The following is a 10646-nucleotide window of genomic DNA, read 5'->3' on the forward strand; positions in this document are numbered from 1 at the left end:
GTCTATTTTTCTTGTGTCTGTGAAACTTCTTTTCAACCGAATAAACTGAAAATTCTATCATTGAGTAGGGTTAACCCCCAAAGGTTTGTCTTATAGGCAGAAATCATTATACTATTTATATGAAGAAAGTAAATAAGTGAGTAGGCAAGTAGCCCATTTTTTTATTAGAAAGCGGGAAAACTACACTTTGAAAGGTATCTCCACTTCTGAAAACTTATTTTTGTAAAGTAGCTATGGTAAAATAACTATAAGGGAGTGATAAAGATGAGTGACCACCAATTGTGCCCAAAGCTTGAGACTGCTTTTGAATTGTTGGGAAAACGCTGGACGGGGTTAATTATTTGTGTGTTAATGACAGGGCCTAAGCGCTTTAAAGATATATCTGAAGTCATACCCGGTATGAGTGATCGGATGTTGGCGGAAAGATTTAAGGAGTTAGAACTAGCTGGTGTTTTAACGCGGAATGTTTATCCTGAAACCCCTGTGCGTATTGAATACGAGTTGACAGATAAAGGAAGAGGGTTAAAAACCGTCATGGATGCTGTGCAAACTTGGGCCGAATCATGGGTACATTCTAAATAAGACTGGATGGAGGACTCCTGCCTCATACGCGGGAGTTTTGTTGTTCATGAAATAGCTAATTGATTGGATCAAAGTTACAAAAAACAAGAGAAATACTTTGGTGCAATCAATTACCTACAGTCAGACGACGGTAACCAGAGAGTGCTAAGACTAGCGAATGCGTAATGAGCACACGAGGCACACTGAACTAAGAGAAGTAGAGGATATGCAAGGAGGACGCTTATGAGTGACTATTTAGTAAGAGCAACGGGTTTTAATGGGAATGTTCGAGCATTTGCTGCCCGCACGACAGGAATTGTAGAAGACATTAGAAAAAGACACGGTATGCTGAACACTGCTAGTGCAGCTTTAGGGCGAACGCTTACAGTAACAGCGATGATGGGTGCTATGCTTAAAGGGGACGAACGTATTTCAGTCAAGATTAATGGGGGCGGTCCGATCGGTAGCATTTTTGCAGAGGCCAATGCCCACGGTGAATTGCGGGCGTATGCAACCAATCCACAAGTTCATTTCGAGTTGAATGAACTTGGTAAGCTAGACGTTCGACGTGCAGTAGGTACAGATGGATTTTTATACGTAACAAAGGATTTAGGTCTTCGAGAACCGTATCAAGGTAGTGTGCCGATTGTTTCCGGTGAGATTGGTGAGGATTTTAGTTATTATTTTGTGGTATCAGAGCAGACTCCGTCGGCTGTAGCTGTAGGTGTGCTGGTTAACCCTGAAGATCATTCCATTTTTGGATCAGGTGGGTTCATTCTGCAATTACTTCCTGGTACTCCTGAAGAGGATATCGCGAAAATTGAAGAGAAAATTAGTAAATTGCCGCAGGTATCACGCTTAATTGCAGAAGGTATTACACCGGAGGAATTAATTGCTAAGGTATTGGATAACCCTACTATTCATAGTAAGCTAGATCTTACCTTTAATTGCGGGTGCTCTGCTGAAAAAGTGGGCAACACATTAGCTAGCTTAGGTAAGGCAGAATTAATGAGTATGCAAAGAGAAGAGGGCGGAGCTGAGGTTCACTGCCATTTTTGCAATGAACTTTACCAGTTCAACTATGATGATTTGCAGGAAATCATTAATGATTTGGATAAATAAAGAATAAGAGACAAAACGGTGGAGACTAGAGCATGAGACATGTGCGATTGCTAACGACACGTCAACTACCGTTTTTTTCTTGCCCTAATATTATAGAATTTTAATGAAATGGAGAGAAATGGATGCGTAACGTTCGGTTTTTGTGGAGCTTGATTGGTGCGCTCATCTTGTTGTTAGCTGTTGTATCGGGTGCTTGGTATAAAGGCGCAGGTCTGGCGACGGTAGCTAAGGTAGGAGATGAAAATGTTACAGAGCAAGCGCTAAATTCACAATTAAAAGAGCGCTATGGAAAGCAGATGTTGGATCGAATAATTGATCACCAGCTCGTCTTCCAAGAAGCAAATCGTCTACAACTTACTGTTTCTGATCAGCGAGTTCAGGAAGAGATTCAAAGGATAAGAAGTCATTTCCCGCATGAGGGTGATATTCCTAGTGAGGTGCAGGATCGATTGGGACAGACTCCGGCCCAAATGGAGCAGGAGGTTCGCTATCAATTATTGTTGAAAAAGCTCGCTACTAAGAATGTAACAATAGGTGATGATGAACTGCGAGCTTATTTCCAGCAACACCAATCCGATTATATTCAACCGACCACCGTACATCTCTATCGCTTGTTAGTAAAAACGGAAGCCGAAGCTCAAAATTTATTCCAGGATCTATCAAAGGGAGCAGATTTTATTACGTTGGCTAAAGAGCGATCCATAGACGCCCACACAGCTCCCAATGGTGGAGATATGGGGATCGTTGTTTTAAAGGACGACTCTTTAACGGAAAATGAACAGTTCGCTCTTCAGGATATGAAAGTCAAGGAAGTATCTGCTCCCATTCCTGTTGAAGATGGTTATGCATTATTGCATATAACAGAACGGAAGGAAGAAGTGGTTCCAACCTTTGAACAGTCGAAGGAAAAGGTTTTTGAGGACATGGCGATTGCTAAAGCGGAGTCGTTTGATGAAATTTTAAATCGTTTACGTAAAACGACCAAAGTAGAAGTGAAGGATTTAACATATCGTTGACGCTAATGAATATGATTTGTTATAATACCTACAAATCCTAGCAAATTACTCGGTGATGATTACTTGAGGGGGACAAAAACATGCGGGTTGCACAATCTATTACAGAACTGATTGGAAATACGCCATTAGTCAAACTCAATCGTGTCGTAACGGAAGACATGGCTGATATCTATTTAAAGCTGGAGTTCTTTAACCCCGGTAGCAGTGTGAAAGATCGTATTGCACTTTCTATGATCGAAACAGCCGAAGCGGAAGGTAAATTGAAGCTTGGCGATACCATAATTGAACCAACTAGCGGTAACACCGGGATCGGATTAGCGATGGTGGCTGCAGCGAAGGGATATCGTGCTATCTTGGTTATGCCAGATACCATGAGTATGGAAAGACGTAATTTGCTACGTGCGTATGGAGCGGAATTAATCTTGACCCCAGGAGCGGAAGGAATGGGAGGAGCGATTCGTAAAGCAGAAGAACTTGCTCGCGAGAACTCCGACTATTTTATCCCTCAGCAATTTAATAATAAAGCCAATCCTAAGGTACATCGAGATACTACAGCAAAAGAGTTGCTTGAACAGGGAAAAGAGATCGGTGGTATTGACGCTTTTATTGCTGGTATCGGTACAGGTGGTACTATTACAGGCGTGGGTCAAGTGCTGAAAGAGGAATACCCAGAGGTAAAAATTTATGGGGTAGAACCTCAGGCCTCCCCGGTTTTGTCTGGAGGCAAACCAGGGCCGCATAAGATTCAAGGAATTGGTGCTGGATTCGTGCCGGAGATTTTGGATACGTCTATCTATGATGAAATTCTTCCTATTGAAAATGAAGCTGCTTTTGAGACAGCTCGTCGTGTGGCTAGGGAAGAAGGAATTCTAGGTGGAATTTCCTCAGGTGCGGCTATTTCAGCGGCTCTCGATGTAGCGAGTCGTTTAGGAAAAGGAAAAAAAGTTGTAGTTATTATTCCTAGCAATGGTGAACGCTATTTATCTACGCCACTTTATCATTTTGAGGATTAATATTGCTTCAGGCTTTTAAGCAGGAATAATGCTATGGAAGTGGTTCGCACGCGTTGAGGGCCACTTCTTTTTGTCGTTATAGAGCAACTAGTGCAGGAGCTGCTATCTTTATTGAAGGCCCATGAATCGTTGCTATGAAATGAGTGAATTCGAAAAACAATCTTACAAAAGCTTCCAAATGATGACTTACAGCCACCAAGTCTGTATGTTATGATATATCAAGACCTATTGCTTTTGACCAATTGACTTGAGAATGAAACACTTCTGTCTATATAAGAATTAGTAAAGCTCAAAGCAGGCTGTACCCAAGCTGTTATAGGTATCAGGTATGATTATTCTTGAGCGGAAAGAGTGCGATGAGTAGTGGAAAGAGAGCAGTGGTCTTGTGGAAAGTAGTTGAGCTGAGTGAAGAGTTTGAGAATGAGAGGCTGAAAAGCCGAGAGGAGAGCTGAGTATGATTATTATGATTGATAACTATGATTCCTTTACGTACAACCTAGTACAATTTGTTGGGGAGCTGGGTGAGGAGTTACGGGTATTTCGTAACGACAAAATCACGCTAGAGGAAATCGAAAATATGAATCCAGATTACCTGATGATTTCGCCAGGTCCTTGCACACCGAATGAAGCTGGGATTAGTATGGATGTCGTTCGTCATTTTGCAGGGAAGATTCCGATTTTTGGCGTATGCCTTGGTCATCAATCAATAGGGCAAGTATTTGGCGGGAAAATAGTGCGAGCAGATCGGCTTATGCATGGAAAAACCTCGGAGGTATTGCATGATGGTAAGACCATTTTTGCATCCATACCTTCCCCATTCCAAGCTGCGCGCTATCATTCGCTGGTGATCCAGGAAGAATCCATTCCAGAAGAATTAGAAATTACAGCTCGTACACCTGAAGGGGAGATAATGGCGATTCGTCATAGAGAGCTACCTATCGAAGGTGTTCAATTTCACCCTGAATCCATTATTACTCAATATGGAAAGCAAATGTTGGAAAACTTTTTGACGGCTTATGCAAAAGAGACTCAACCTATCAAATAATGAACCATTACTTCAAAGCCACTTGCAAAAATGATTGCAGGTGGTTTTTTCAGGAAAGAAATAAACCAAAATCACAGCAAGAGTGGTTCGAGGAAAGTTTTAGTTATGATACTATGATTTTATGTGCGACAGAAGAGAGATAAACGTCTTATAGCTAGGAGATTAAGCGGATGTGGGTGTTTGTTAATGATAAAATTGTACCCGCTCAACAAGCGGTAGTTTCAGCCATGGATCATGGCTTTTTATATGGTATCGGTCTATTTGAGACCATTCGTATATATCAAGGAAAACCATGCTTTTGGAATGAGCATATGCTTCGTTTGGAAAATGGAATGACTGATTTACGCATTCGTCACAAGTGGGAGCGTAGTGACATATATCGTGCTGTGCAGGCTACTCTGGAGAAGAATAAGCTAGAGGATGCTTATGTACGGATTAGTGTTACTGGAGGAGCAGAAGGTGTTGGCTTGCATAGTGGTGTATATGAGCAGCCATCGCTTTATATTTTTGTCAAATCTGTAATGCCGATCGCAGAGCCTCCTATTGCCAAGAGGTTGAAAGTAATCTCCTTTCCAAGGCAGACGCAGGAAGGAAACCTACGTTTTAAATCTCATAATTATTTAAACTGTGCCCTTGGTAAACAAGAAATAGGAGGCGCACCGGATATAGAAGGTCTATTTTTGACAAAAGAAGGTTATATCTGTGAAGGGGTTGTCAGCAACGTGTTCTGGGTCAAGGACAATATCGTATATACGCCTTCCATTGATACTAATCTGTTAGCAGGAATTACCCGAAATGCTGTCCTAACCATTGCACATACAGGTGGGTTTAATGTGGAGGAAGGACTTTATCCTCTTGAGGAACTATTTAAAGCTGATGAGGTGTTCGTAACCAACTCGATTCAGGAGATCGTACCGGTATCGACTGTTGAGAATGTAGAAGTTCCATACGTCTATGGAAAGCTGACCCAAAAGCTGCATGAAGCCTACAGGCGATTGGTAGAATTGTCCAACTGATTATGTTATGCTTTCCACAATATAAAAAGGAGTTCGAAAAAGATGAACCATGATCATGAGCGCTCTCAGACCAAATTTACATCACTATCATGTGGTACATATAATCTGCCGTTACACGAAAGAACATTAATTATGGGAATCCTTAACGTTACTCCTGACTCTTTTTCAGATGGAGGACGTTACAATCAGCTAGATGACGCTATGCGGCATGCTGAAAGGCTTGTAAAGGATGGAGCGGATATCATCGATGTAGGGGGAGAGTCGACACGGCCGGGTTCTCAGCTTATTAGTGCGGAACAAGAATTAGAGCGAATTATTCCGATTATCGAGCGCCTCTCCCGCGATATAGATGTACCGATCTCTGTTGATACCTATAAAGCTCGCGTTGCCGACGAAGCATTGCGGGCAGGAGCCCATATTATTAATGACGTGTGGGGAGCAAAAAAAGACTCCGAAATGGCCGCTGTAGCTGCTAGATGGAATGTGCCGATTATCCTAATGCACAACCGAGAGCAGATGGAATACCAGGATTTCTTTCCTGACTACATAAAGGATTTACAGGAATCTATTCAACTAGCTTTAGCAGCAGGCGTGTCAGAAGAGATGATCGTGCTTGACCCAGGTATTGGTTTTGCAAAAACATTGCAGCAAAATTTAGAAGCTATGCGTCGGTTGGATGATTTAGTGGCTCTTGGCTACCCTGTCTTACTGGGAACCTCACGAAAATCTATGATTGGTAAAGTTCTTGATTTACCTGTGGATGAACGTCTAGAGGGTACAATAGCAACGGTAGCGTTAGGCATTGAGAAAGGTTGTCATATCATGCGCGTGCACGATGTTAAGGCCATAAAACGAACAGCAATGATGATGGACGCTATAAAAAAAGGGGCGCGTTACAATGGATAAAATCTATTTTAATGGTATGGCTTTTTATGGTTACCATGGTGTTTTTCAAGAAGAGGCTAGGCTAGGTCAAAGGTTCTATGTTGATTTGGAGCTCTCACTTGATTTGCAAAAGGCTGCTGATACGGATCAGCTAGAATACACCGTTAATTATGCAGATATTTACGAAAGAGTGAAGGCTATCGTTGAAGGAGAGCGTTATCAGTTAGTGGAAAAATTGACGGCGCAGATTTGCGATGGTTTGTTGAGTGATTTTCCTTTAGATGAAGTCAAAGTAAAAGTAACAAAACCAGACCCTCCTATAGCAGGGCATTACCAGTCAGTTGCAATTGAGATGATTAGGAAGAAGGGAAGTAACTAGCATGGGCAATCTTACAAAAGCATATATTGCCCTTGGATCTAATCAGGGAGAGCGAGAAGCTATGCTTAAAGGTGCCATCGCCTGGTTACACGCACATGATTTCATTCAAGTGTCTCGCCTTTCTTCTGTTTATGAGACTGATCCAGTGGGCTATCTTAACCAGCCTGCCTTTTTAAATATGGTGATTGAAATTGAAACAAGCTTAACGCCCCTTGAGTTATTGCAGACAGCCTTATCGATTGAGCAAAAATTAGGGAGAGTTCGTCTTGAGCGCTGGGGGCCGCGCAATATTGATATTGATCTGTTGCTTTTTGGAGAGGAAGAAGTGGCGTTGCCGAATTTGGTCATTCCTCATCCAGAAATGATTCATCGTGCTTTTGTACTAATTCCGCTTCAAGAGGTATGGCATGGAGTTATTCCGGGAACAGATTTATCCATAGAAGAAGCAATCCATCAATGTATAGAAACGCAGGGGGTACAGGTATGGGGGACATTAGATTGGGGAGCCGAATCAGAGCGTTCCGCAAATTAAAAGGCTTTACACAACAGCAATTAGCCAGTGAGATGGGTGTATCATTATCGTTTGTGGGTACCTTGGAGCGAGGAACCAAACCACCGACTGAACTGGTATTACGGAAGATAGCCAACACTTTACAAGTTGAATATGAGGAATTATGTGCTATAAATAAAGGGAATGAAAAGTAGGCAGCGTTCCTTCGCTTAAGGAGGTTTTATATATGAAAATCGGAAACATCGAATTAAAAAACAATGTTGTCCTAGCACCAATGGCAGGAGTATGTAATCCTGCTTTTCGCTTGATTGCTAAAGAATTTGGCACAGGTCTAGTCTGTGCTGAGATGGTTAGTGACAAGGCGATTATGCATGGCAACAAAAAAACATTAGATATGCTATACGTAGATGAACGTGAAAAACCGTTGAGTCTGCAAATTTTCGGCGGAGATAAGGAGACTTTGGTGGGAGCGGCTCGTTACGTTGACCAAAACACCAATGCCGATATTATCGACATTAACATGGGGTGTCCTGTCCCTAAGATTGTTAGCTGTGATGCAGGGGCTCGTTTGTTATTAGATCCGGAAAAAATTTATGAAGTGGTTTCAGCGGTAGTAGATGCTGTGGACAAACCGGTAACAGTCAAAATGCGCTTGGGCTGGGACGAGGATCATCTATATGTTTTAGATAATGCACAGGCGGTAGAGCGCGCTGGTGGTAAGGCGGTTTCTGTGCATGCTCGTACTCGTGTTCAGATGTACAAGGGTCACGCTGATTGGGAATGGATTCGCCGAGTTAAAGAGGTGGTTACTATTCCGGTTATCGGTAACGGTGACGTAGCATCACCAGAGGATGCCAAACGTATGTTAGATACTACAGGCTGCGACGGGGTTATGATCGGTCGTGCGGCTCTAGGGAATCCTTGGATGCTTTATCGGACGATCCAATATCTAACCACAGGTGAATTACTGGGTGAACCTACTGCTCGTGATAAGGTAAATATCTGTTTGCTGCATGCTAAACGTTTAGTTGCATTAAAAGGACCAAGAGTTGGCATACTTGAGATGCGCAAACACGCTGCGTGGTACCTAAAAGGCTTAAAAGGTGCCACTCAAACGAAACACCTGATAAATTCTGTTGAAACAGAAGAAGAATTGTATCGCTTATTGCATGAGTACGTAGATTGGGTAGAAAGCGGCGCGTTTGATGATACAGAGATGGAGAAAGAAGGGTCTGTAAAAATCTCTGCCTTATAATGGAAATCAAACATTGACAACGTATTTCTCATATCCTATAATTCATCGTATTATGTACTTGAAGCTGCCAGATCATGATCTGGCAGCTTTCCCTATGACCCACTGTATTACAAAAAGAAAACGATTACCCCTAGTATATTAAGTGGGTGATCTACATATAATCCTGTGTACTTTTTGATAACGGGATTAAAAATTGATAAACGGGGGAATACGAAGATGTCTGAAAAAGAAGTCATCCTTACACCTGAAGGCCTTGCCAAGCTTGAGCAAGAATTAGAAGATTTAAAAACGGTTAAGCGTAAAGAAGTTGCTGCGCGTATTAAAGAGGCCATTAGCTTTGGAGATATTAGTGAAAACTCTGAGTATGAAGAAGCTAAAAATGAGCAAGCGTTCATCGAAGGGCGCATTCTAACCCTAGAAAAAATGTTACGTAATGCTCGCATTATTACGAACGAAGATGTTGATACCAATGTGGTAAGTGTTGGTTCAACTGTTCGTCTAAAAGACCTTGAATTTGGAGACATAGTAGACTACACTATCGTTGGTTCTGCTGAATCTGATCCATTAAACAATAAAATTTCAAACGAATCTCCTGTTGGTCAAGCCTTGCTTGGAAAAGCAAAAGGATCTACAGTAGATGTAAACGTTCCAGCGGGCGTTATTCAATACGAAGTACTTGAAATTAATCGATAAGCTCACGTTAAATGGCGTACCAATCTTTTGATGGTACGCCCTAGTCCTATTCAACGGGCTTTAACAGAGCGTTCTGTTAGGAGTGAAGAAGGAATGGCAAGAGAAGAAGACCTACAACAAGAGCAAGGAACTGAGCAAGAACTACACGAATTGCTACAAGTTCGCCATGACAAAATGGATCAATTACGTGAATGGGGCATTGATCCGTTTGGAAAGAAATTTGAACAGAAGGATTTTGCTTCGGATATTACAGCTAGCTTCACGGACAAAACGAAAGAAGAACTTGAAGAAGCGAATCACGAAGTTACTATCGCCGGTCGTTTAATGGCAAAGCGCAAAATGGGTAAGGCAAGCTTTGCGCAACTATTGGATCGCTCTGGTCAAATTCAGATTTATGTGCGTAAAGATACAGTCGGCGACGACCTATATAACGTTTTTGATTTAAGTGATATCGGGGACATTATCGGTCTTACTGGTACTTTATTTAAAACAAAAACAGGCGAGTTAAGTGTCAAAGCGAAAAGCTTAGTTTTCCTAAGCAAATCTCTTCGTCCATTACCGGAGAAATTCCATGGCCTAAAAGATATCGAGACACGCTATCGGAAGCGTTACGTGGATTTGATTGTTAATCCTGAAGTACGTAAAACATTTATCGCACGTAGCCGTATTCTAACTGAAATGAGACGTTATTTGGATAACCTAGGATATTTAGAAGTAGAAACACCTACTTTGCACTCCATTGCTGGGGGAGCATCTGCTCGTCCTTTTATCACTCATCACAATGCATTAGACATGCAATTGTTTATGCGTATTGCGATTGAGTTACATTTAAAACGTCTGATTGTTGGCGGTATGGAAAAAGTGTATGAGATCGGTCGCGTATATCGTAATGAAGGTATCTCTACACGACACAATCCTGAATTTACAATGATTGAACTGTATGAAGCTTATGCTGATTACAAGGATATTATGAAGTTAACAGAAGAAATGATTGCGCATATTGCACAAACCGTGCTGGGTACCACGAAGATCCAGTACCAAGGCCATGAGGTAGATTTGACTCCGCAATGGAGACGAGTACACATGGTGGATTTGGTAAAAGAGCATACAGGAGTAGATTTCTGGAAGCACATGAGCGATGAGGAAGCAC

Annotated in this window: 13 protein-coding genes (1 of these 13 only partly in view); all 13 read left to right on the forward strand. The window is 41.9% G+C overall.

Translation table 11 applies throughout. The features are described from left to right. Window positions 1–264 precede the first annotated feature (264 nt). Entirely contained in the window at window positions 265–582 is a 318-nt protein-coding gene (locus BRLA_RS00620) for a winged helix-turn-helix transcriptional regulator (protein ID WP_003333851.1), read from the forward strand. Window positions 583–804: 222 nt separating this feature from the next. Beyond that, a complete protein-coding gene (hslO, locus tag BRLA_RS00625; protein ID WP_003333850.1) occupies window positions 805–1683 on the forward strand; it encodes an Hsp33 family molecular chaperone HslO in 879 nt (292 codons plus the stop codon). A gap of 122 nt (window positions 1684–1805) precedes the next feature. After that, window positions 1806–2699 carry a peptidyl-prolyl cis-trans isomerase gene (locus tag BRLA_RS00630; protein WP_003333849.1) on the forward strand — a complete coding sequence of 298 codons (894 nt, stop codon included), beginning with the start codon at window positions 1806–1808 and terminating at the stop codon, window positions 2697–2699. Window positions 2700–2779: 80 nt separating this feature from the next. Then, on the forward strand, window positions 2780–3712 hold the full coding sequence (gene cysK / locus BRLA_RS00635) for a cysteine synthase A (RefSeq protein ID WP_003333848.1): 933 nt from the start codon (window positions 2780–2782) through the stop codon (window positions 3710–3712). Window positions 3713–4166: 454 nt separating this feature from the next. Continuing rightward, window positions 4167–4757 carry an aminodeoxychorismate/anthranilate synthase component II gene (gene pabA, locus BRLA_RS00640; RefSeq protein ID WP_003333846.1) on the forward strand — a complete coding sequence of 197 codons (591 nt, stop codon included), beginning with the start codon at window positions 4167–4169 and terminating at the stop codon, window positions 4755–4757. A 170-nt stretch (window positions 4758–4927) separates the two neighbouring features. Next, window positions 4928–5773, forward strand: coding sequence for an aminodeoxychorismate lyase (pabC, locus tag BRLA_RS00645; protein WP_003333845.1), 846 nt, complete (start codon window positions 4928–4930; stop codon window positions 5771–5773). 42 nt (window positions 5774–5815) lie between these two features. Continuing rightward, window positions 5816–6679 carry a dihydropteroate synthase gene (folP, locus tag BRLA_RS00650; RefSeq protein ID WP_003333844.1) on the forward strand — a complete coding sequence of 288 codons (864 nt, stop codon included), beginning with the start codon at window positions 5816–5818 and terminating at the stop codon, window positions 6677–6679. After that, window positions 6672–7037, forward strand: a complete 366-nt coding sequence (folB, locus tag BRLA_RS00655; RefSeq protein ID WP_003333843.1) for a dihydroneopterin aldolase — start codon at window positions 6672–6674, stop codon at window positions 7035–7037. Before folP ends, folB begins: the two co-directional genes overlap by 8 nt. 1 nt (window position 7038) lies before the next feature. Next, entirely contained in the window at window positions 7039–7569 is a 531-nt protein-coding gene (folK, locus tag BRLA_RS00660) for a 2-amino-4-hydroxy-6-hydroxymethyldihydropteridine diphosphokinase (RefSeq protein WP_003333842.1), read from the forward strand. Further along, a complete protein-coding gene (locus BRLA_RS00665) occupies window positions 7521–7742 on the forward strand; it encodes a helix-turn-helix domain-containing protein (protein WP_003343511.1) in 222 nt (73 codons plus the stop codon). Before folK ends, BRLA_RS00665 begins: the two co-directional genes overlap by 49 nt. A 32-nt stretch (window positions 7743–7774) precedes the next feature. Next, a complete protein-coding gene (gene dusB / locus BRLA_RS00670; protein ID WP_003333841.1) occupies window positions 7775–8803 on the forward strand; it encodes a tRNA dihydrouridine synthase DusB in 1029 nt (342 codons plus the stop codon). 216 nt (window positions 8804–9019) lie between these two features. Then, window positions 9020–9496: a transcription elongation factor GreA gene (greA, locus tag BRLA_RS00675; RefSeq protein WP_003333840.1), complete on the forward strand. Its 477-nt coding sequence runs from the start codon at window positions 9020–9022 to the stop codon at window positions 9494–9496. Window positions 9497–9589: 93 nt separating this feature from the next. Then, window positions 9590–10646, forward strand: partial view of a lysine--tRNA ligase gene (lysS, locus tag BRLA_RS00680; protein ID WP_003333839.1) — the 5' portion only. 470 nt of this gene lie beyond the right edge of the window; the window shows 1057 of its 1527 coding nt (coding positions 1–1057); it begins with the start codon at window positions 9590–9592; the stop codon falls past the right edge of the window.

The sequence above is a fragment of the Brevibacillus laterosporus LMG 15441 genome, from assembly GCF_000219535.2.
Classification (GTDB): Bacteria; Bacillota; Bacilli; order Brevibacillales; family Brevibacillaceae; genus Brevibacillus_B; species Brevibacillus_B halotolerans.

Bases quoted from the DNA above. Each gene is read 5' to 3' on its own strand.
- BRLA_RS00620 (WP_003333851.1), top strand. From the start codon at position 265: ATGAGTGACCACCAATTGTGCCCAAAGCTTGAGACTGCTTTTGAATTG.
- hslO (WP_003333850.1), top strand. From the start codon at position 805: ATGAGTGACTATTTAGTAAGAGCAACGGGTTTTAATGGGAATGTTCGA.
- BRLA_RS00630 (WP_003333849.1), top strand. From the start codon at position 1,806: ATGCGTAACGTTCGGTTTTTGTGGAGCTTGATTGGTGCGCTCATCTTG.
- cysK (WP_003333848.1), top strand. From the start codon at position 2,780: ATGCGGGTTGCACAATCTATTACAGAACTGATTGGAAATACGCCATTA.
- pabA (WP_003333846.1), top strand. From the start codon at position 4,167: ATGATTATTATGATTGATAACTATGATTCCTTTACGTACAACCTAGTA.
- pabC (WP_003333845.1), top strand. From the start codon at position 4,928: ATGTGGGTGTTTGTTAATGATAAAATTGTACCCGCTCAACAAGCGGTA.
- folP (WP_003333844.1), top strand. From the start codon at position 5,816: ATGAACCATGATCATGAGCGCTCTCAGACCAAATTTACATCACTATCA.
- folB (WP_003333843.1), top strand. From the start codon at position 6,672: ATGGATAAAATCTATTTTAATGGTATGGCTTTTTATGGTTACCATGGT.
- folK (WP_003333842.1), top strand. From the start codon at position 7,039: ATGGGCAATCTTACAAAAGCATATATTGCCCTTGGATCTAATCAGGGA.
- BRLA_RS00665 (WP_003343511.1), top strand. From the start codon at position 7,521: ATGGGGGACATTAGATTGGGGAGCCGAATCAGAGCGTTCCGCAAATTA.
- dusB (WP_003333841.1), top strand. From the start codon at position 7,775: ATGAAAATCGGAAACATCGAATTAAAAAACAATGTTGTCCTAGCACCA.
- greA (WP_003333840.1), top strand. From the start codon at position 9,020: ATGTCTGAAAAAGAAGTCATCCTTACACCTGAAGGCCTTGCCAAGCTT.